The sequence below is a fragment of the Actinokineospora auranticolor genome (assembly GCF_041897805.1).
Classification (GTDB): domain Bacteria; phylum Actinomycetota; class Actinomycetes; order Mycobacteriales; family Pseudonocardiaceae; genus Actinokineospora; species Actinokineospora auranticolor.
This window is the reverse complement of the sequence record NZ_CP154825.1, coordinates 6138991-6160836: the sequence shown is the minus strand read 5'-3', so window position 1 is coordinate 6160836 and position 21846 is coordinate 6138991. Positions and strand designations below refer to the sequence as shown.

Below are 21846 nucleotides of genomic sequence, written 5' to 3'. Positions count from 1 at the left end.
ATGGCGCAGGACTTCGTCGGCGCGGGCTGGGCGTTCCCGCTCGGTGTCGGGCCGCAGGGCGGCATCGCCCTGGTGCGCCGGGAGGTGGAGCTGGAGCAGGCGATGCGGCTCATCCTGGCGACCTACCCGGGCGAGCGGCCGATGCGCCCCGCGTTCGGCAGCCGCATCCGCGACTACGTGTTCCGGCCCGTCAACCTGGAGACGGCCGCCGAGCTGTCGCAGGAGGTCCGCGACGCGTTGCTGCGCTGGGAGCCGCGCGTGGACGTCGAAGGCGTCGGCGTCGAACCGGACCCCGATGACAGCAGCCTGCTCTACATCGACATCCGGTACGTCGTCAAGGACACCAACGACCGCCGCAACCTGGTCTTCCCGTTCTACACCATCCCCGAGGACGGGAGTGACTACTGATGGTGCTACCCGCACCCAACCTCGACGACCGCCGCTTCCAGGACCTGGTGGACGAAGCCAAGCGGATGGTCATGCGCAAGTGTCCGGAGTGGACCGACCACAACGTGTCCGACCCGGGCGTGACGCTGATCGAGACTTTCGCGTTCATGACCGACCAGGTGCTGTTCCGGCTCAACCAGGTCCCGGAGCGCCTGTACGTCAAGTTCCTGGAGATGATCGGGCTTCGGCTGGTACCGCCGACGGCCGCGCAGGTGCCGGTGACCTTCTGGCTGTCATCGCCCGCGGTGACGGCCGTCGGCGTGTCGGTGGGGACGGAGGTGTCCACCGCGCGGACGGAAGCCGCCGAGTCGGTGGTGTTCAGCACGTGCGAGGACCTCTGGATCGTGCCGAGCGTGCTGACCCGGGTGGTGAATCCGGCCGGGGACGTGACGGACAAGCTGCGCATGGGCACGTCGTTCCCGGCATTCTCGCCCGAGCCCCAGGTCGGGGACGCGCTGCTGGTGGGGCTTGACGTCGCCGTGCCGCGTTGTGTCGTCCGGGTCGACATCGGTTGCCAGGTCACGGGTGTCGGTGTGCATCCGGACCACCCGCCGCTGGTGTGGGAGGCGTATAACGGAACCGAGTGGGTGCGGTGCCGGGTCGGCCAGGACACGACCGACGCGATCAACACCGACGGCTGGGTGCATGTGCACGTCCCGGCCGGTCACGTGACGTCCGTGATCGATGGGGAGAGCGCGGGGTGGCTGCGCGCGCGGGTCGTCGAGGTCGACGACGAGTACCCGACGTACCACGAGAGCCCGGTGATCACCTCGCTCGCCGCGAGCACGGTCGGGGGAACCGCGACGGCCCAGCACTGCGATGTCGTCGAGGACGAGGTGTTGGGGCAGTCCGAGGGGGTGCCCGGGCAGCAGTTCACCCTCGGCCGGGCGCCGATCGTCGCGAGTGGACTGCTGGAGACGACGTCCGACGACGGTTGGGTGCCGTGGACCCTGGTGCCGCACTTCGCCGGGAGCGGTCCGGCCGATCGGCACTACCGGCTCGACGGTGCCACGGGCGTGGTCCAGTTCGGACCCGCTATCCGAGAACCGGATGGGACGGTGCGGCAGTACGGCGCCGTGCCGGATCAACGTTGCACGATCCGTGTTCGCGGGTATGCTTACGGTGGCGGGCGCAGCGGCAATGTCGGACGTGGCGCGATTCGCATGCTCAGTTCCTCCATCCCGTTCGTGGCTGACGTGGAGAACCTGGACGCGGCGACCGGTGGTGTCGACGGGGAGACTCTGGACCAGGCCAAGGCCCGTGGTCCAATTTTGCTGCGCACCCGTGGCCGGGCGGTGACTGCGGAGGACTACGAGGCGATCACGCGGGAGGCCGCGCCGGAGGTGGCGCGCGTCCGGTGCGTGACGGCGGGCGACGACGACGCGGACGCGGGGTCGGTGCGGGTGCTGGTCGTGCCCACCGTCGCCCAACTCGACGGGCGCATCGAGTTCGCGGACCTGGTGCCGGAGCGGCAGACCCTGGCCCGGATCACCGACCGCCTGGACGAGGTCCGGCTCATCGGGACCAGGGTGCTGGTCTCGCCGCCGAAGTACCGGGGTGTCACGGTGGTCGCGCGGGTGATCGCTCGACCGCGGGTGGACCGCGCGCGCGTGCGGTCGGAGGCGCTGGCCGCGTTGTACGGCCACCTGAACCCGGTGACCGGCGGGTCGGACGGCGCGGGCTGGCGCTTCGGGAGACCGGTGCAGGCGGGTGACATCCACGCGCTCCTGCAACGGGTCCGAGGCGTGGACATGGTCGAGGACGTCCGGCTCTTCGGTGCCAACCCGGTCACCGGTGAACGCGGCGACGAGACGCAGCGCCTTGACGTCGACCGGCACAGCCTGGTGTTCTCCTTCGAGCACCACGTGAAGGTGGAGGACCACTGATGCGCGGTGCTGTCGCGGGGCTGCCCTCCGCCGTCCCGATGCTGGAACTGTTGCCCGCCATCTACCAGGAGGACCCGTTCACCGAGCGGTTCATGGCCGGGTTCGACGACGTGCTGGCGCCGGTGCTGTCCACAGTGGATTGCGTGGCGGACTACCTCGACCCGCTGCTGGCCCCGGAGGACTTCCTGGAGTGGCTGTCCGGCTGGGTGGGCATCGAACTGGACGAGGGCTGGCCGCTCGACCGCCGACGCGCGGTGGTCGGCACGGCGGTGGAGATGTACCGCATGCGCGGCACGGTGTCGGGCCTCCGGGCGAACCTGGAGGTCCTGACCGGCGGCGTTGTGGAGATCGTCGACAGCGGCGGTGTCGCCCACTCACTGGACCCGGACGCGGAGCTGCCGGGTGACGCCCACCCCCGGCTGGCGGTCCGGGTACGGGTGCAGGACCCGTTGTCGGCCCCGGAGGACTTGGTGGACGCGGTGGTCGCGGCCGCCAAGCCCGCCCATGTCGTGCACCGGGTGGAGGTGGCGTGATGATCGTGTGCAAGTCGTGCGCCAGTCACAACCAGGACACCGACACCTTCTGCGGGAAGTGCGGTGGGTTTCTGGAGTGGACGGGGGAGAAGGTCGCCCCGACACCGGTGAAGGCCGTTGTGGTGGTTGAGGAGGAGGAAGAGGAGCCGCCCAAGCGCGGCCTGTTCGCGCGCCTCCAGTCCGCGCTCTACCTCGACGTGGGGCATCGTCCGCCGCTTCCCGAGCCCACCAAACCGACACCGGCCGGCGCTCCTGGTGCCCCCAGACCCGCCGCCGCGAACACTCCCGGCCCTCCACGGCCACCTGGCGTGCCCACACCGCCCGCGCCTCCGGGCGCGGCTCCGGCGCCACCAGCCGGTGTCCCCAGACCTCCGGCGCCACCGGGGACGACACCGCCGTCCCCTCCTGCTCCTCCCTCGGCTCCGAGCGCCGCTCCGCCGGCTCCCCCTGGTGCCCCGAAACCCCCGTTGCCACCGGGGGCCGTTCCGTCGCCCCCGGGTGCCGCTCCGCCGGCGCCTCCTGGTGCCTTGAAGCCCCCGACGCCACCGGGGACGCCGTCGACTTCTGCTCCCCCCTCAGCTCCGAGCACTGCTCCACCGGCACCTCCCGGCGTCCCGAGGCCTTCGTTGTCACCGGGGGCTGTTCCGACGTCCCCTCCTGCTCGTCCCGTTCCTCCAAGTGCCGCTCCGCCTGCGCCTCCTGGCGCCCTGAAGTCTCCGACGCCACCAGGGATGACACCGCTGGCTCCTGCTGCTCCTCCGTCGGCTCGGAGCGTCGCTGCGCCAGCTTCCCCTGGCGGCTTGGAGCCCCCGTTGTCACCGGGGGCTGTCCCGTCGCCCTCGCCTGCTTCCTCCGTGCCCTCGGGTGCCGCTCCGCCAGCGCCTCCCGGTGCCGTGAAACCTCCGTTGCCACCGGGGGTCGTTCCGTCGCCCCTTCCTGCTTCGTCCGTGCCTCCGGCTGTCGCTTTGCCGGCGCTCCCTGGTGCTCTTGAGCCGTCGCTGCCGACGGGGGGCGTTCCGCTGTCCGCTTCCAGTTCTTCCGGCTCGCCGGGTATCGCTCGGCCGGGTGCCCTCGAGTCGTTGCTGCCGCCGGGGGACGTTCGTCCAACTCCTCCAGGTGTTATCAAGCCCCCGTTGCCGGCGGGTGCTGTTTCGCCGGCTCCTCCTCGTCCTTCCGCGCCTCAGGGTGTTGCTCCACTGGCTCTCCCTGATGCTCTCGAGCAGTCGTTGTCCCCTGCCAATCCCTCCGCGTCGTCGAGCGTCGCACCGCCAGTTGCCCTCGAACCGTCACTGCCGGTGGGGGCTGTTCCGCCGTCCTCCGCGTCACCGGTTCCTCCAGCTCCCACCGAGGCTCTCAAGTCGCCGCCGGGGGTTGTTCTGCCGTCTCCGCCCAACCGCGCTATGCCTTCTGCGCTGGTCTCGTCACCTTCGGCTGGAGTTCCGGCCTCCTCCGCACCTGAAGGCTCGGTTCAAGCGGCTTCTCTCGGCGTGTCGACGCCGTCGGATGCGCGGCCAACTCCGCCTGTCCAGCCGTCGGGCGCGTCTGCCCCGCCTTCGCCTTCACCGCGTAGCGGGGATTCGGAGGCTGCCGGTGGGGCCGGGCCTGCTCTCCCCGCGCTGCCTACCTGGAGGCCGCCAGCCGCTGCGGGAGCGCAGGCGAGTGCGGCTGCGGGGTTGGCTTTGCCTGTGGCGCGGGTGGTTGTTCCGGGGCAGCAGGGTGGGATGCCTGGGCAGCGGGAATCGGCGGAGCGGGTCGAGGCCGCACGGGGGTTGGTGGCCGATATCGATCCCGTTGAGGGGCAGCCGGGGGAGGTGTTGCCGCAGGAGTCCGTTCAGGCTGTGCCCAAGGTTCGGCGGCGGGCCAGTACGCGGCGGCTCGACCCGGGTGACCTGATCTGCGGGGACTGCGGTGAGGGCAACGTCGCGACGCGCAAGTTCTGTAGTCGGTGTGGGTGTTCGCTGGCGGATGCCGAGGTCGTCAAGCAGTCGTGGTGGCGGCGGTTCGTCCCGCGGCGGGGAGCCAGGTCGCGCAAGTCGGGGGAGCGGCCGAAGAACCTGCGGGGGAAGTCGAAGGTCGGGGAGGGTGTTGCCGCGGCGTTCCGGGTTGTGCGGCGGGTGGTGTCGGTGTTGCTGATCGTCGCTTCCGCGGCTTACGGGCTCTCCGCTGACTTCCGGGGGTGGGTGAACGCGCGCGCCGTCGCGTTGCGGAAGCAGTTCGAGGAGCTGGTTCTGCCGCAGTACGCGCCGGTGGCGCCGGTAGCCATCACGACGACATCCGAGTTGCCCGGTCATCCCGGGGGCGCCGCGTTGGACGGGTTCAGCAACACTTACTGGGCGGCGGCCAAGGATGGGCCCGAACCCACCCTCGTCCTGCGCTTCGACCGGACCGTCACGCTCGCCAAGGCCATCGTTCGGCCCGGTGCTCGGGACAGCTTCCAGTCCACGCACCGGCCGCAGCGGTTGCACCTGGTCTTCTCCACCGGCAAGACCGCTGACCTGGAACTCAAGGACAACCCTGAGCCGCAGGAGCTCGAGATCGCGGACGCGGAAGGGGTGACCTCGGTGGAGGTGCACGTGACCGGGCTGTTCCAGAGTGTGAAGGGTACCGAGGTGGCGCTCAGCGAGATCGAGTTCTTTGAGGAGAAGTAAGGGGCGGTCGGCAGGCCCCGGGCGCGGACCGGCTGGGGGCACCTCCGAGAGAGGGACAAGCTCGATCGAGATACAGGGGACCTCCCGTGCTTCTGGCTGCCGCCGGGCAAGTTTGGTCTTGCGACGCAGGGGCGGACCCGCGACCAGGGCGCCGTCCGCGCCGACGAGCAGGTTCGTGGTGACGGTGGTGCCGTCCGGCGAAGGGGCCAGGCCGGGCCGGTGACTTCATGGCCCCAGTGGAATGTGCCGAAGGAGTCCGAAGCAGCATCCGCGCCGCAGCTCACCCATAAGGCAGGCACGTCACTGACCGTTGTTGACTGTGCCTCTTTAGACGAGGTTCAGATCCGAGCGTGTGCGGGTCAACCTCGGCCGACGAATTGGGACGGGCTCACCGTGTTGATGACCACCAGCAACGGGCGTTCGGCGGTGATGTCGGTGCCGTCGACTGTCGCGACCGCGGTGCGCGGTCCCACGGATGCCTTGGGCAGCACCAGCAACTGCGTGCTGAACCGGCCGTCCGGGTCGGTGGTCGCGGTGGCCGAGCCGACCGCCTCGCGGTAGGTGATGGTGATCGGGTGGTTCGGCGTGAAGTCGATCCCGGTCGCGATCGTGACCCGCCCCGGGGCGACTACCGCGGGGTTGAGGTCCAGCACCGGTTGCCGGGCTTGGCCGCGCACCGCCACGAGGTGCGGGCCACCCGGGGCCGTGCTGGTGATCTCGATGACCGCGGACCGGTCGACGGGCGCGGCCGGGCCGACGGGTCGGAACCGCACGTCCACCACGCACGAGCCGCCTGCCGTGATCGTCACGTCCTGGCATGAAGTGACATCCAGGGAGAAGTCTACCGAGTCCACCGACAATCCCGTCACGGTCATCGGGCCGTCTCCGGTGTTGTGGATGGTGAGCGGGAGCGGTGGGCCGTCGGACAGCAGCAGTCGGGGGCCGAAGTCGAGCGGGTCCGGGTCGGCCGCGAACCTCGGGATCTCCGCGACCACTTCGGGATCACCGTCCACGGTCCCGGGGTCGCCGACACCGGTCAGGTCCACGGTGTACTCGCGTCCGCCGCGGGTCCGCGCGATCAGCCGACCGGTTCGCTCGCCTGCCCCTGATGGGGTGAACCTGATGGAGATCAAACAGGTGTCGGTGACGTGCAAAACCGTTCCTACGCAGGTGTTCGCGCCGAGGGAGAATTCGGAGTTGTTGATTGCCAACGACTCCACCGACAGCGGGCCGAACCCGGAATGCGCTACCGTAATGGTCTGGGTGTAGTCATCGCCGATGTGCACCGAGCCGAAGGCTGGCGGCTCGGCGCGCAACGTCGGTTCGAAGGTGTGCGCGAAGACGTCCGTTCCCGGTTCGTCGGTCACACCGTTCGCCAAGTCGCTTGAGGTGGAGTCGAACGCCACGCGCGCGCCATCGGCCGAGAGCGACGGCGGCGTGGAGGACCACCGCGGTGTGCTGTCACCCGGGCAACGCGGGGCTTCGGCAGTCCCGGGGCAGTCCGTGCCGCTGGGTGCTGAGGCCAGGGCGCCGGGCAGTCGGTTCGGGCCTCGTCGTTGGTCCGCGACCAGGTCGCGCACCACGACCTGGCAGCGCACCGGCTCCTGGGCGAGTGCGCGGGCGCCACCGCCGGTGCACGAGGAGTCGTCGTCGGGCGGCACGTCGGCACCGTCGTGGGCGCCCGGGGAGTCGGTGACGAAGGCCAGGTAACGGCCGTCGGCGGACAGGCCGGGCAACACGGCGTTGATCGGCGCGCCCGTGTTGTCGAGGGACACCACGCGCGAATCGGCTGTGTCGGGGTGTACGACGTGGACGGTGGACCAGCTGCCGTAGCGCCCGGAGGCGAAGGCGACGACCGAGCCGTCGCCGGAGATCGCGGGCGACAGCAGGGCCACGCTCTCGTCGGTGCCCAGGGGCGTGCCGTCGTCGGCGAGGTCGACGCGCGCGTTGCGGCCCGCGGCGACGTCGGTGCGGATGATCGCGTTGAAGCGGGTGGCCGCGGAGTCGGGGCCCTCGGGAACGACCGCGTTCGCCGTCGACACGACGTAGCGGCCGTCCCCGGAGATGTCCGGGGTGGTCTGCCGGTCCAGCCGGGCTCCCGCCGTGCCGGGGAGGTCGGTGGGTAGCTCGCGCCCGGGTGCCGGGAGGCCGTTGGTCAGGTCGGCGACCAGCAGGCGCGTGAAGCCCGCGGTGAGCGGTGACTGCTGCCAGACGACCCGGGTGGCGCCGGCGGCGATGTGCGGATTGTCCACAATGGTCGATCCGGGAGTGGAGAGGAGGTGGTATCGGTAGTCCAGGGTGCCGTCGGGTCGGCGCGCGTCGAAGACGCCGTTGGGGGCGCGGTCGCAGAGCAGGACGGCGGCTGTCCCGCCCGCACCCGCGACGATGTTCGTCGCCGTCGAGAGGAACACTACGAACCGGCCGTTGCCGGAGATCGAGGGTCGGTAGCTGTCGCCGTCGGCCGCGGACTCGGCGACCTGGGCGGCGAGGGACAGCAAGCGCTTGCCGCCCAGGGAGAAGGTGGGTTCCGTCGTGGTGGGTGATGACGGGCTGCTGCTCGAGGGCGGTGGCGTTGGTGGTGTGGAGGACGGTGGTGCGGTGGGGAACTGGCCGCGGCTGATGAGGACGGTGCGGTTGCGAGCGGTGTCGCGGACGTAGACGTTGCGCGTCTCGGCCGCGGTCGGCCCTGCCAATTCGGCCCTGCTGGTGAACGCGATCGCCGTGCCGTCGGACGAGAGGTCTTGGTCTTCGCCGCCGCTCTCGGACGGGGCGCCGTTCTCGTCGACGGTGGCCAGCAGTGTCGACCCGGGTGCGGGTGCGGCGGCGGCCGTCGTCGGCGTGCCGACGGGGATTAGCAGGAGACCGGTCGTGACGGTGAGTGAGAGCGCGGCCAGACCGACCCGTCGGGAGACCACCACAGCTCGCACCCTCCACTCGCGATCGACGCTGTCCCAGCGTAGGAAGGTGGTGCTGGGAAAGCCTCCCGCGCGCGGGAGGCGAAGTGGACCCCGGCCCGCGCACGAAGGGGCAGGTCGGGCTGCCCGGCCACGCACCCGTTCGCGGGTCCGGCGCGGGCGGGCGGGTCGGGACACTGCGGGGTCATGGGAGCCACCACGTCGCTGGCAGGCAGCGAACTCGCCGTCACCCCGGGGGAGATGGTCAGCACCACGGTGCGGGTCAACAACTCGGGGCAGCTCGTCGACCAGTTCGCCGTCGACATCGTCGGCGACGCCGCCGCCTGGAGCAGGGTGGAGCCACCGCTGCTGAACCTGCTGCCCGGTACGGAAGGTGAGGTCACGCTGGTCTTCGCGCCGCCGCGCGACGGGACGGTCCCGGCCGGGTCGGTGCCGTTCGGCGTGCGGGTCCAGTCGCGGGAGGACCCGGCGGGGTCGATGGTGGTCGAGGGCGCCGTCGAGGTCGGGCCGTACACGGACCTGCGCGTCGAACTGGTGCCGCGAACGCTGAACTGCCGGTCGCGCGGTCGGTGTGCCGTGGTGCTCGACAACGCGAGCAACCACCCGCTGGCGGTCGAGGTCGCGGCGTCGGATCCCGAGGACGCGTTGCGGCTGCGGCTCAACTACGCGACGTTGACGGTCGAACCGGGCCGGGCGGTGTTCTTGCGGCTGCGGTTGAAGCCCAAGGACCGGTTCCTGCGCGGGCCGGAGCGGCGGCACCCGTTCCGGATCGCGGTGTCGACCGACGGCACGGCTCCCGCGACCGCGGATGGCACTCTGGTGCAGCACCAGCTGATTCCGAAGTGGCTGCTGCCCGCGCTGCTGGTGCTGCTCGCGCTGGCGATCGCGGCGGTGACGCTGTGGTTCACGGTGTTGAAGCCGACCATCCAGTCCGCGGCCCGCGACACGGCGGCGGAGGTGGTGGCGGCCGAGCAGGCGAAGCTGGCGGACAAGGCGGATACCGCCGTCCGGAAGGCGGCCGCAGCGGAGGAACGGGCGGTGGCGGCGGAGAAGAAGGCGGACGGGGTGGTCCCGAGCACGCCACCGCCGGTGACGGGGCCGGGTGGGGTCGACGTGTCCCGGGGGCAGGCGTTCGACTTCCGGGTCGTGACCGACGCGGCGGCTACGGGGGATCCGGGGCAGTTCCCGAAGTTCACGGGGGACGGGGTGCCGGACGGGAAGACGCTGGTGATCACCGATGTGGTGTTGCAGAACCCGCGTGGGGATTCGGGGACGTTGCGGATCCTGCGGGGGGAGAAGGTGTTGCTGGAGTTCGGGTTGAGCAACTTCCGCGATGTGGACTACCACTACCTGGAGCCGTTGACGTTTCCGCCTGGGGAGGAGCTGCGGGTGGCGGTGAACTGCCAGGTTCCCGGAGCGCCTGAGCCCGCGACGGGGAAGTGTCGACCGTCGGTGTCGTTCTCGGGGCGTATCTCCGGCTGACGCCGATGGGGGCACCTGCGCTGGCTGGAGGGCGGGAATGTCGGTGCCGCGACGAGCGCGCGGTGGGCTGGGGTCAGACCGCGTCATGACCGGGTGCTGAGTTGGTCGGCTCGGCAGGGGAGTCGGACGCGGTAGGTGGCCGGGCAGCGTGGTGGACTGGGCGGCTCCTGTTGACGCGGTGCGGTTTCCTCGCACGGCGGAGCAGCGGGTGCAGCTGGTGCGGTGGGTACCGGGACCGCTGCGGGCATGCTGGTGGGGCGAGCGGCTTGACCGCGGAGCGGTGTGGGTGGGTGCTCGGACGGGTTTGGAGGATCCAGCCGGGTGGGGGTTGTACGAGTGGCCAGGGGCATGGAGCGTGGTCGGGGCGAGGGGCGAGGGGCGAGGGGCGAGGGGCGAGGGGCGAGGGGCGAGGGGCGAGGGGCGAGGGGCGAGGGGCGAGGGGCGAGGGGCGAGGGGCGAGGGGCGAGGGGCGAGGGGCGAGGGGCGAGGGGCGAGGGGCGAGGGGCGAGGGGCGAGGGGCGAGGGGCGAGGGGCGAGGGGCGAGGGGCGACGGAGTCTGTGGGTTGCGGGCGCGGGACCCAGGTGTGGCCGTTGGATGTGGAACTGGTTGTGGTTGTAGAGCGTGGCCGGTGTCGATGTGTGGGTGAGGTCGGGGGCTGGGGCTGGGGAGCTGCGAAGGTCTTGGCTGTGCGGAGGGCCGCGAGCGAGAGGTTCGGCGGCGTTCTGGGGAGGAGTTGTTCTGGGGGCAGGGAATGTGAGGCTGTGGGTGGGGTTGGGGGCGCGGATGGGGGGCTGAGGTGGTGGGGAGGGGCTGAGGGAGCGAGATGTGGGGTGGGATGCGTCGAGGCCGGTGCGAGTGGGGCTCGCACCGGCCTCGGGGGGTGGGGTGGCTAGATGAGGCCCTCGCGGAGGGCGTAGGCGACGGCGTGGGAGCGGTTGCGGAGTTGGAAGCGGTTGGTGACGTCGTGCAGGATGGACTTCACCGTTCGCTGGGAGTAGCAGAGTTTGTCGGCTATCTCCTTGGTGGACAGGCCTGATGCGACCAGTCGGAGGACTTCGGTCTCGCGGTTGGTGATGCCCGCCAAGTGCAGGCCTCGGGGCTCCAGGACGTGGCGTTGCAGGCGGGAGACCCGGTTCAGGAGGCGGCCGAGCAGGTCGGGTGGGAGGGCGCCTTCGCCTGCGGAGGCCGCTTTCACCAGGCGGACCAGGACTTCGGGGGTGGTGTCGGCTCGGCGGGCCACGGCGCACACGCCGCCTTCCACGGCGGTGAGGATTTCCGTGTCGTCCAGGTCGCCCGCCACCAGGACGACCTTGGCGAAGCCCCGGCACTGGAGGGTCTTCAGGAGTTGACCCGCCCGGTCGTCGAAGCGGTCGGTCACCACCAGGGCCACGGCCTCCGGGGTCGCGTCGTCCTCGTCCACCAGCCAGACCTCCTGGCGGGTGCGCAGCGCCATGTGCACCCCGTTGCGCAGGATCGGGTCGGTGGCTCTGACCAGTACCGGCGTTCGACTCTGTTCCAGCATCTGCATCCCCGCTTCTCCTCCTGCGCCCGGACCGCTCCGCCTGCCCGGACGTCCCTCGGGCGTCGGCCGTCACGGTGCCCGATCGGGCGTCCCGGCCGCATGGGACCGGTGTCCCGGAAGTGCCCGGGTGGTGTTTTGGCTCGTCGACGGGGTGGCCACCCGTCGGTGGGGGCGTTACGCCCCGTCCGCGTTTTCCTTGCCGCGATTGGGATCTGACTGGGCTTCGGGGCTGCGGCGAACGGGTGGTGGTCGCTCTGATGGGTGAATTCGGGGACCCGTGGATGTCCCGGTTCCGAAATCGTCTCGAAGGGCACGATTGCGCAACGGGGGCTCAGGTCGGGTGGCCCAGACCGGCCTTGCGGGCCCGCACGATCGCCTGGGCGCGGTCCTCGACCCGCAGTTTCGCGAAGATGCTCGACACGTGGTTGCGCACGGTCTTGGGGCTCAGGGTCAGGGCTCGGGCGATCACCGTGTTGCTGACGCCGTCCGCGATCAGCTCCAGGACCTCCCGCTCCCGGGAGGTCAGCTCGGGGAACACCGCGGGGGCCTGCTCGGTGAAGAACCCCAGCACGTGGTTGGCGATGCCCGACCCGAAGATGGCCTCACCGCGCGCCACCGCGTGCACCGCGCGGACGATCTCGTCCTGGCCCGAGCCCTTCAGCAGGTACCCGCGCGCGCCCGCGCGCATCGCGGCGACGACGGACTCGCTGTCGTTGAACATGGTCAGCACCAGCACGCCCGTGCGCGGGTGCTCGCCGAGGAGCACCCGGGTGGCCTCGATCCCGGTCATGTCCGGCAGGTGCACGTCCATCACCACCACGTCCGGCTCGCACTCGCGGACCGCGGCCACCGCCTCGGCGCCGGTCGACGCCTCGCCGACCAGGGCCACGGTCGGGTCGCCGGACAGCACCGTGCACAGCCCGAAGCGGAACAGCGGGTGGTCGTCGACCACCAGCACCCGGGGGATCATCCACATCCTCCATCAAGTCCACAGTGGACTTCTCAACCGGTCGCCTTCGGCAGCGGCAGCGTGGCCAGCACCCGGGTACCGCCCCGGTCCCGGTCCGCCACCAGGCAGTCGCCGCCCAGTTCCACCGCCCGCTCGCGCATCGACGCCAGGCCCACCCCGCCCGACGCCGGGCACGGCAGGCCCACACCGTCGTCGACGACCTCGATGTGCAGGTCGTCGTCCACCCACAGCTTGACCGCGCACCACCGCGCGTGCGCGTGCCGGGTGACGTTGGTCAGCGCCTCGCAGATGATCCGGTACGCGGCGACGTCGACCGACGCGGGCAGCCCCGGCAGCGCGGACGGCGCCTCCAGCGTGATCGTCACCCCCGGCTCCGCCCCGCGCGCCGTGCGGCTGGCCAGCGCCCCCGCGTACTCGCGGACCGCGGGCACCAGCCCCAGCTGGTCGAGCACCGGCGGGCGCAGCCCGTGCGCCAGCCGCCGGATCTCGGTGATCGCGCCCTGCAGCTCGTCGCGCAGCCGACCGAGCAGCACCCCGGTGGGACTGCCCTGGTCGACCCCGCGCAGGCTCGCGTCCAGGCCCAGCGCGATCGCGGCCAGGGTCGGGCCGACGCCGTCGTGCAGCTCGTGCAGCAGCCGCCTGCGCTCCTCCTCGCGGGCCCGCACCAGCCGGTCGCGGGAGCGGCGCAGGTCCAGCGTCAGCCGCGTGGTGTAGACGGCGGCCCCCGCGTGCCGGGCCACCTCCGCCAGCGCCACCCGGTCGCGGCGGCGCGGCGCCGACCGGCTCACCACCACCAGTCGCCCGATCCGCTCGCCGCGGAACACCAGCGGCAGCGCGGTGGTGTGCCCGCCCGGGCGGCCCGTGCTCGCCGCGATCTCCGGCAGGCCACCGGTTTCCACCTCGATCGCCACGTACCGCAGCCGCAGCGCCGCCGCCACGGTCTCGACCACATCCGGTAGCATCGAACCGGGCGTACGGGCATCGGCCAACCTTCCGGCCAAAGTGGACACCAGGTGGTAGGGGTCGTCGGCGTGCCCGAAGAACCTCTCGTTGACCCGCCCCTGCAGCCAGCCGCGCAGCGGGTGCACGACGGCGGCCACCCCGGCGGCCGCGATCGCCTGCTGCCACACCTGGTCGATCGGCGGGAACAGCAGCGCCAACCCGGCCACCACGGCGATGTAGGTGATCATCACCGCCGCGCTGAGCCCGCCGTAGACCAGCGACCGGCTCAGCGCCACCTCGACGTCGATCAGCCGGTGCCGCAACACCACCAGCAGCAGCGCGAACGGCACCGCGATGAAGGCGAACGGGTGGTACCGCTCGGGCAGCAGCGGGGCGCCGGTGATGTTCGTCGGCACCGCCCACAGCGCCAGGTGCGCCACCGACGCCACGCCCAGCGCCACGGCGGGCGGCAGCACCTGCCGCCGCGACTCGGGTTCCGTCGAGTACCGGGCCACGGCCACGGCCAGCACCGCCACCGGGTACAGCAGCGCGGGCGGCACCGCCGGCGCGCCCACGACCTCCAGCACGGCCAGCGGTGAGTCGAACACCACCAGGGCGCCCACCGACGTCACCCCGTACAGCACGGGCGCGCCCAGGTACGCCAGCGCGACCCACGTCCGGTAGCGGCGCACCGGCCAGCGCGCCGGGAACGCCAGCGCGAAGTGCAGCACCGACGCCCACAGCAGCGCGAACGCCACCTCGCCCGCCAGCCAGCGCCAGAACATGCCGCCCGCCACCAGGTCCAGCACCTGCAGCGGGAACAGGCTCGGCCCGATCGCGGTGACCGCGCTCAACCCGGCCGTCACCACCCCGGCGCGGGCGGCCGGTTCGCCGGGCCGGAACTGGAACACCGCCGCGGCGGCGACCACCAGCAGCGCCACGACCAGCAGCGTCGGCCAGCCCTCGGCGAGCTTGTCGAACAGCGGGTAGGCGCGCGCGGTCACGTCGACGTCGACCAGGGCGCCGTCGCGCAGCACCCGGTACGCGAGGTGGTCGCCCGCCGCCACCGCCGCGCCACCCGGCGGGCCCGACGCCAACCGGTCCGCCATCGGCACGCCGCCGATCGCCACCACCTGGTCGCCGACCCGCAGCGGACCGGGCTGGTCCACCGCCACGACAACGATCCCGCGCGCCTCCTCGCCGCCGACGCGGGCGCCGAGGTTGACCACGGCGCCGTCGCCGGGCGCGAGCGCGCGGGCCAGCAGGCACCACCCGGCTACCCCGAGGAGTGCGAGCGAGAGCGCCAGGTACGCCGCGGACACCCGCCGCGCGCCCGCCGAGCCACCGGACACCACTGGATCATCCCGCAGCGCACGGGCCAAACCCAGACCTGTCGCCCGGCCGACACCACCCCGGTCACCTGTTCGGCCTAGTCGGTGCTGCCCAAGGTGTACAAGCGTGCCGAAAGGACACTGCACCGGGTGAACGGGTCCGGCCGCGGACCGGCCTCGCTCGACTGTCCGAACGCGACAGATTTACGGGTTCGCCCGGCGACCCGTGGACGCCGACCGAAACGACTCGGCGGCCCGTCCCCGAGGGGAGGGCCGCCGAATCCGGTGCGCGCTCGTTCAGTTCTTGGGTGTGTCCGGGGTGGTCTCGGGCGCGGGCGGCGCGGTGTCCGCCTTGGTCGACTCCACGGTCGACTCCGGAGCCGGGGCGGCCGAGGTCTCCGGAGTCGGCTGCTCGGTGGGCTCCGGCGCGGGCGCCGCGGCGGGTTCCGGAGTGGGTTCCGGGGCCTCGGTGCTCGGCTGGGCCGAGGTAGGCGTCTCGGCGGCCCGCTCCGGGGGCGGGAAGCTCGCGCCGTCGGACTTCGGCGCCTCGGCGGGCGGCTCCAGCCCCGCCGACAGCGCGCCCGAGATCGGGTACGGCGAGGTCGGCTGCGGTGCCTTCACCTGCGTCGTCACCTCGTCCCCGGCCGTGGTCGCGGCCACCGGGGGCGTCGCGGACTGCTCGGCGGCGACCGGCGCCGCGGGCGCCTGCGCCTCGGGCGCGCTCACAACCGGCGCGACGGGCGCCGGGGTGGCCGGTTGCTGCGGGACGAAGCCCTGCGCCGGGTACGCGGCAGGCGCGCCCGGGACGGGCTGGAACTGCGGTCCGGTGTGGAAGCCGGTCTGCTGCTGGGGGGCCTGCGGCGGGAAGACCGCGCGCGGGATGCCCATCGGCGGCGTCGCGGGCTCGACCCGGCCCGCGGCCGGGGCGGTGGGCGCGGGCGCGCACGCCACCAGCGCGCCGACCACCGCGATCCCGGCGCCGATCAGCATCAGGACGAGCCCCGGCTCGACCGCGGCCTGCGCGTAGAGCCCCTTGACGTTGGCGTTGGTCTCGGTGAGGTCGATGTAGTCGATGGCCTCGACCCACACCGCCACCACCGCGGCGGCCAGCGCGCCCGCGCCGAGCGCCCCGACCACGCGCGTGGCCGTCACCAGTCCCCGGGCCGGTCGCGCGCCCGCCACGATCGCGAGCAGCCCCCCGACCAGCACCAGCGCGCCGCCGAGCGCCGACGGCAGCCAGCCCGACTCGCCGACCATCCTGAGCGCGGCCCCGGTCGACTCGTCGGGCCCGGTGCTGGTCACCGACCACAGGTCCTGCTCGAAGATGAACGGCTTCTCGAAGTTGACGTTCATCTTGAACACCGTGGTCAGCGAGCCGACCACGGTCAGGGCGACGCCCGCCAGCAGCAGGAACGCGGCGCCGAAGGCGACGGGCCAGAGCCGGGGGCGAGGGGGCGCGGTGGGTGGTGCCACGGGCGGCTGGGGCGGGTACCCGGGCCGCACGGGGGGGAATGATCCGGTCACGCGGGAGATCTTCGCAGGTCAGGCCGACCGGGCACGCGAGAGGCGGAATGTTTGCGTAAGCGAACGTCCCGTTAGCGTCCCGGGCCCCTCTTCTAGGGGTGTAACAGCCGACCCGAGCGAGGGCCGGGTCGGCTGTTGCAAGAGGGCAGTGAAGAGGAACGCAAGTGAAGAGGACGTCAGGCATCTCCCACATGCCCGGCGCCGGTCGTGCCCGCCACCCCTGCACTCGCGGGCACGACCGGCGCCCACCGAGATCCCTGCGTGTCACTCGATGATCACCCTGCACCACCGGTCTGCCCGAGTGGGCCGCGGCCGAAACCCCTGTCCCCGGGTCTTCGGTCGCGGCTCAGCGCGCCGAGTCGGTCGCCGCGGCGTAGCGGTCGAGGATCGCGGACTTCCACTCGTCGAGCAGCTTCGACCGCCGCTCGGCCCCGCCGCCGATCATCGCGTCCAGCGCCAGCCCGCGGACCAGGTGCACGCTGAGCAGCATGTACGTCTCCAGCTCGGCGTCCGGCACGGACAGGCCGGACGCGTCGCGGTAGAGCTCCAGGGTCGCGTGGCCCAGCGCCCGGTCGACCGGGGTCAGCGCCTCCCGCAGCTCGGGGTCGGTGCGCGCGGCGACCCACAGCTCCATCGCCGCGGTCGACAGCGTCCCCGAGTACGACTCCCACAGCATGTCGATGCCCGCGGTGACCCGTGCCCGCCCGGGCGGCAGCGCGGCGGCCGCGGCGCGCAGCTGGCTGGTCATCCGGGAGAACAGGTGCTCCAGGGCGGCGGTCATCAGCTCGGCCTTGGTGGTGAAGTGGTGCTGCTGCGCGCCGCGCGAGACGCCCGCCCGCGCACAGATCTCCTGCACGGTCGTGCGCGCGTAGCCGAGTTCGACCAGGCAGGCGATAGTGGCCTCCAGGAGTGCCTCGCGCGTCAGCTCGCTGCGTTCCTGCTGCGTGCGGTGGGTGCGCAGGGACACCGGAACCTCCTCCAACACCTGATCCGGCTCGCACTTTACGGTCAGTCCGACGAGCATGTACATTCGCGATCGAACTTACATTCAGGCCGGAATGTTTCTGCGGCCTGCGATCGAGGAGGCGGGCATGGCCCAGCGACCGGTGTGGATGGACGAGGACCTCGACGCGTTCCGCGACCTGGCGCGCACCTTCTGCGCCAAGGAGCTGACCCCGAACATCGAGCGGTGGATCGAGAACAAGCAGGTCGACCGCGAGCTGTGGCGCAAGGCGGGCGAGGTCGGGCTGCTCTGCCTGTCCATCCCCGAGGAGTACGGCGGCGGTGGCGGCACCTTCGCCCACGAGGTCGTGCTGCTGGAGGAGCAGGCCCGCGCGGGCGACAGCGGCTGGGGCGTGTCGCTGCACAACGGCATCGTCGCCCACTACGTCCTCGCCTACGGCACCGAGGAGCAGAAGCACGCCTGGCTGCCGAAGCTCGCCTCCGGCGAGTGGGTCGGCGCGATCGCCATGACCGAGCCGGGCGCGGGCTCGGACCTGCAGGCCATCAAGACCCGCGCGGTCCGCGACGGCGACGAGTACGTCGTCACCGGCACCAAGACCTTCATCACCAACGGCGGCCAGTGCGACTTCGTCGTCGTGGTCGCCAAGACCGACCCGACCAAGGGCGCCGAGGGCACCTCCCTGGTCATCGTCGAGGCCGACCGCCCCGGCTTCCGCCACGGCCGCGTCCTGGACAAGATCGGCCAGAAGTCCCAGGACACCGCCGAGCTGTTCTTCGACGACGTGCGCGTCCCGGCGACCAACCTGCTCGGCACCGCCGAGGGCCAGGGGTTCATCCAGCTGATGAACCAGCTCCCGCAGGAACGCCTGATCATCGGCGTCTCCTCGGTGGTCGCCATGGAACTCGCGCTGGCCGAGACCCTGCGCTACACCAAGGAGCGCCAGGCGTTCGGCCGCCCGGTGTACCACTTCCAGAACACCAAGTTCACCCTCGCCGAGGTCGCCACCGAGACGCACATCGCGCGGCTGTTCCTCGACGACTGCGTCGCCAAGCACCTGCGCGGCGAACTCGACATCCCCACCGTGGCGATGCTCAAGTGGTGGACCAGCGACCGCGCCATGAAGGCCATCGACGAGTGCCTGCAACTGCACGGCGGCTACGGCTACATGACCGAGTACCCCATCGCGCGCATCTACACGGACCAGCGCGTGCAGCGCATCTACGGCGGCACCAACGAGATCATGAAGGAAATCATCTCCCGCTCGCTCTGACCCGCCCCAGGACAAGGACACCGACATGGGACCGCTGACCGGGCTGCGCGTGGTCGAGCTGGCGGGCCTGGCCCCCGCCCCCTTCGCCGCCACCGTGCTCGCCGACCTCGGCGCCGACGTGGTCCGGGTCGACCGCGCCCGACCCGGGGCCGACGTGCTCGGCTTCCCCGACGACCCGCTCACCCGGGGCCGCCGCTGGATCGGCGTCGACGTCAAGTCCCCCGACGGCCTCGACCTGGTCCTGAGCCTGGTCGACACGGCCGACGTGCTGGTCGAGGGCTTCCGGCCGGGCGTCGCCGAGCGGATGGGCCTGGGCCCGGAGGCGCTGCTGGCCCGCAACCCCCGCCTGGTCTACGGCCGGGTCACCGGCTGGGGACAGGACGGCCCGCTCGCGCACACCGCCGGGCACGACATCAACTACATCGCGATCGCGGGCGCGCTCGACCCGATCGGCCGGGCCGGGCACCGGCCGACGCCGCCGCTCAACCTGCTGGGCGACTTCGGCGGCGGCGGGATGCTGCTGGCCGTGGGCGTGCTGGCCGCGCTGGTGGAGCGGCAGACCTCCGGCCGGGGGCAGGTCGTCGACGCGTCGATGGTCGAGGGCGCCGCGCTGCTGACCGCGAGCCTGCACGGCCTGCGCAACGTCGGCGCCTGGCCCAACCCGCGCGGCGCCAACCTGCTCGACGGCGGCGCGCCGTTCTACGACACCTACGAGACCGCCGACGGCAGGCACGTCGCCATCGGCGCCATCGAGACCCGGTTCTTCACCGAACTGGCGAAGCTCCTCGGCTTCGCCGACGTGCCCAACCACCTGGACCCGTCGACCTGGCCGGACCTGCGCGAACGCATCGCGGACGCGGTCCGCGCGCGCACCCGGGACGAGTGGGCGGCCCTGGCGGAGGGCACGGACGCCTGCCTGTCCCCGGTGCTCACGCCCGAGGAGGCGATCGGCCACCCGCACAACGCCGCCCGCGGCACGTTCATCGACCTGGAAGGCAAACCGCAGCCCGCGCCCGCGCCCCGGTTCGGCCGCAGCGCGGTCGACACCCCGGCACCGCCCCGCCCGCCGCGCGCCGACACCGCCGCGGTGCTGGCCGAACTCGGGGTGGCCGCGGCGGAGGTCGAGCGCCTGCGCGCGGCCGGGACCATCGCCTGAGCGGGAATCCACAGAGGACGAGGAGGACGGCTGTGCGGGTGCTTGTGGCGCCCCACAGCCGAGGGTGAAACAAGCCGCCGTCGCGGCCTCGTCGAGCACCGCGCCTGCTGGGCGGGTGCGGCTCGCGCCGCGGGGGATGCCCCGCCCGGCGCGCACCAAGTTGTACCGGTCCGCCCGCCGCCGCGGTGTCCGGACCGCGCCGACGGCACAAAGGTGTCACCGATCGTGAGACGGGCGGGCCCGGACCGGGGTTCGGATGGGTCGGGTTGGTGTGTCTGCCCGGTAATCGGCGCTCTCGGCCCGTAGAGTGATCCAATCGGCGCCATGGGGTGGTCGAGCGGGGCCGTCGTGGCCGGTCGCTCACTCTCGGTGCCGTCGATCGCGGGAAACCGCCGCCGGACGCGATCGGATGGGGGAGCGCACGGGGAGGGCCGGCGGCGCGGGGACGGGAGTGGACCGATGAACGCCAAGAAGGTCGTGACGCTCGTCGCGGTCGCGCTGGTGCTGTTCTACGTGATCAGCCAGCCCAACCAGGCCGCCCAGGCGGTCCAGGACCTGCTGAGCTGGCTGCGCGAGGGCGCCGAGGCCATCATCACCTTCCTGAAGAACATCTTCGCCTGACCAGCGGCCCTGTGGGGGACACGGACCCGTGTCCCCCTACAGTCCTGCCCCCGTACACCGTCACCATCGGTGATGATCTTGGCCCGGGTAAGATCCATATTGGACCGTCCGGGTGGATCTGGGGGCTTTGGGGGTCCATTCGGCGAACTGGTCCGTTTTGCCTCTGGCGATCTGTCGGTCCCTGCCCCTACGGTTTCAGCCATCGAGTGATCATGAGACCTCCAGGAGGCAGAATGCTCGACGATCCCGGGGTCGACGCCCTGGTCCGCCAGTGGACCGCCGAGCGCGCGCAGGACGCCGACGCGGACGAGGCGCAGCGCATCGCTTCGCAATGGCTCGCCGACGCTCCCGTAGTCGCCACGCCGGGTATTCCCGGCCAGCGGGCCCGTGCCGGGGCCTCCCGCTGGGCGACGGTGGAGGCCGCCGACCCGCGCTACATCGCGGCCATGCGCCAGCGCCTGCCCGACGTGCCGCACGACCTGCTCGCCGCGGCGGCGGGTTGGTGGCAGATGGTCGGCGGTGTCGCGGAGGCCGAGGAGTGGTGGGACGCGGGCATGAGCCCGCTGGACCAGCGCGCCCTCGACTACCGCGCGGCCGGTCTGGCCCCCTCCGACCTGGCGCGCAGGCTCGGTCCCCTCACCGTGCTGGAGCACCTGCGCCGGGGCAGCGCCCCCGCTTGGTGCGTGGCCCGCCTCCAGCGGCAACGCCGCGACGGCGCCGCCTGACCCGCTCGGATCCCCACCCCGAGCACCACCCCCGTGTTCTCGTCGTCGATGCTGTGACGGACGGGCGTCCTCGCGCCCGACCGGATCGGCGACGCGAGACTGGAGCACGGTGGTCACCCCCGCACCCCCGAGCAGGACCGGACTGTGGTTCCGGCTGCTGGTCGTGGCCCTGATCCTGCTGGTCGTCGCCATCGCGGTCTGGCTCGTCCGGGTGGCCTCGGTGCCCGCCGGGGCCGATCTGCCGGTCGAGCGACCACCCCTGGTCGAGCCGAGCGCGCAGGCGCCGGTCGCGGTCCCGGAGGCGGAAGCCGGACCCGGGACGTCGGGTCAGGCGGTCGGATCGTTGCGGCCGTGGGCCGACAAGATCTCCGCGCGCACCGGTATCCCGGCGCGCGCGTTGGTGGCCTACGGCGGCGCGGAGCTCACCGTGCGCGCCGCCCAGCCGAAGTGCGGTCTGTCCTGGGCGACGCTCGCGGCCATCGGCCGGGTCGAGTCGGACCACGGCCGGTACGGCGGCGCGGTGCTGGGGGAGGACGGGGTGCCGTCCATCCCCATCGTCGGCGTGCCGCTGGACGGCGCGCCGGGCGTGCGCGCGATCGCGGACACCGACGGCGGCCGCTACGACGGGGACGCCGCCGTGGACCGCGCCGTGGGCCCGATGCAGTTCATCCCGTCGACGTGGGCGAAGTGGTCGTCCGACGGGAACGCCGACGGGGCAACGAATCCCCAACAGATCGACGACGCCGCGCTGGCCGCCGCCCGCTACCTGTGCGCCGACGGCCGGAACCTGACCACGCCCCAGGGCTGGTGGCAGGGAGTGTTCTCCTACAACAACTCCAACCCCTACGGCCAACAGGTCTTCACCCTGGCCGACACCTACGCCAGGAAAGCGGCCCGGGGGTAGCGTCC

The 21846-nt window shown here is 72.3% G+C and carries 16 protein-coding genes; 10 read left to right on the top strand and 6 right to left on the bottom strand.

The annotated features are described in order from the left end of the window. The 4 genes from V5P93_RS26760 to V5P93_RS26745 all read left to right on the top strand — a co-directional run bounded on the left by V5P93_RS26760 (position 1) and on the right by V5P93_RS26745 (position 5514). Complete coding sequence (locus V5P93_RS26760) at positions 1-408, top strand: GPW/gp25 family protein (protein ID WP_104479734.1); 408 nt, start codon at positions 1-3, stop codon at positions 406-408. Beyond that, a complete protein-coding gene (locus V5P93_RS26755; RefSeq protein WP_104479735.1) occupies positions 408-2333 on the top strand; it encodes a putative baseplate assembly protein in 1926 nt (641 codons plus the stop codon). The genes V5P93_RS26760 and V5P93_RS26755 overlap by 1 nt, the downstream gene beginning before the upstream one ends. Beyond that, the gene (locus V5P93_RS26750; RefSeq protein ID WP_245931325.1) at positions 2333-2866 is read left to right on the top strand and encodes a phage tail protein; all 534 of its coding nucleotides are present in this window, start codon (positions 2333-2335) and stop codon (positions 2864-2866) included. The genes V5P93_RS26755 and V5P93_RS26750 overlap by 1 nt, the downstream gene beginning before the upstream one ends. Before the next feature lie 2123 nt (positions 2867-4989). After that, on the top strand, positions 4990-5514 hold the full coding sequence (locus V5P93_RS26745; RefSeq protein ID WP_146108052.1) for a discoidin domain-containing protein: 525 nt from the start codon (positions 4990-4992) through the stop codon (positions 5512-5514). Positions 5515-5873: 359 nt separating this feature from the next. Here V5P93_RS26745 and V5P93_RS26740 read toward each other — a convergent pair whose 3' ends face one another. Then, positions 5874-8432, bottom strand: coding sequence for a choice-of-anchor D domain-containing protein (locus tag V5P93_RS26740; protein ID WP_181043538.1), 2559 nt, complete (start codon positions 8430-8432; stop codon positions 5874-5876). Positions 8433-8615: 183 nt separating this feature from the next. Here V5P93_RS26740 and V5P93_RS26735 point away from each other — a divergent pair, with 183 nt between their 5' ends. Continuing rightward, positions 8616-9911, top strand: a complete 1296-nt coding sequence (locus tag V5P93_RS26735) for a hypothetical protein (RefSeq protein ID WP_104479783.1) — start codon at positions 8616-8618, stop codon at positions 9909-9911. A gap of 890 nt (positions 9912-10801) precedes the next feature. Here V5P93_RS26735 and V5P93_RS26730 read toward each other — a convergent pair. From V5P93_RS26730 to V5P93_RS26710, 5 genes are all read right to left on the bottom strand, one after another. Next, the gene (locus V5P93_RS26730; RefSeq protein ID WP_104483472.1) at positions 10802-11434 is read right to left on the bottom strand and encodes a response regulator transcription factor; all 633 of its coding nucleotides are present in this window, start codon (positions 11432-11434) and stop codon (positions 10802-10804) included. Between the two features lie 331 nt (positions 11435-11765). Beyond that, positions 11766-12404 carry a response regulator transcription factor gene (locus V5P93_RS26725; protein ID WP_104483471.1) on the bottom strand — a complete coding sequence of 213 codons (639 nt, stop codon included), beginning with the start codon at positions 12402-12404 and terminating at the stop codon, positions 11766-11768. Between the two features lie 32 nt (positions 12405-12436). Continuing rightward, complete coding sequence (locus V5P93_RS26720; protein WP_146108401.1) at positions 12437-14698, bottom strand: histidine kinase; 2262 nt, start codon at positions 14696-14698, stop codon at positions 12437-12439. 276 nt (positions 14699-14974) lie between these two features. Then, entirely contained in the window at positions 14975-16201 is a 1227-nt protein-coding gene (locus tag V5P93_RS26715) for a hypothetical protein (RefSeq protein WP_146108400.1), read from the bottom strand. A gap of 346 nt (positions 16202-16547) precedes the next feature. Beyond that, on the bottom strand, positions 16548-17168 hold the full coding sequence (locus V5P93_RS26710) for a TetR/AcrR family transcriptional regulator (protein WP_104483470.1): 621 nt from the start codon (positions 17166-17168) through the stop codon (positions 16548-16550). Positions 17169-17313: 145 nt separating this feature from the next. Here V5P93_RS26710 and V5P93_RS26705 point away from each other — a divergent pair, with 145 nt between their 5' ends. The 5 genes from V5P93_RS26705 (at position 17314) to V5P93_RS26685 (ending at position 21841) form a co-directional block, all read left to right on the top strand. Further along, positions 17314-18435, top strand: a complete 1122-nt coding sequence (locus V5P93_RS26705; protein ID WP_219824209.1) for an acyl-CoA dehydrogenase family protein — start codon at positions 17314-17316, stop codon at positions 18433-18435. A 25-nt stretch (positions 18436-18460) separates the two neighbouring features. Further along, on the top strand, positions 18461-19591 hold the full coding sequence (locus V5P93_RS26700; RefSeq protein WP_104483461.1) for a CaiB/BaiF CoA-transferase family protein: 1131 nt from the start codon (positions 18461-18463) through the stop codon (positions 19589-19591). A 459-nt stretch (positions 19592-20050) separates the two neighbouring features. Further along, positions 20051-20212 carry a hypothetical protein gene (locus V5P93_RS26695; RefSeq protein WP_181043955.1) on the top strand — a complete coding sequence of 54 codons (162 nt, stop codon included), beginning with the start codon at positions 20051-20053 and terminating at the stop codon, positions 20210-20212. Positions 20213-20445: 233 nt separating this feature from the next. Beyond that, a complete protein-coding gene (locus V5P93_RS26690) occupies positions 20446-20937 on the top strand; it encodes a transcriptional regulator (protein WP_104483460.1) in 492 nt (163 codons plus the stop codon). 109 nt (positions 20938-21046) lie between these two features. Next, on the top strand, positions 21047-21841 hold the full coding sequence (locus tag V5P93_RS26685; protein WP_245931798.1) for a lytic transglycosylase domain-containing protein: 795 nt from the start codon (positions 21047-21049) through the stop codon (positions 21839-21841). The last annotated feature ends 5 nt before the right edge of the window (positions 21842-21846 follow it).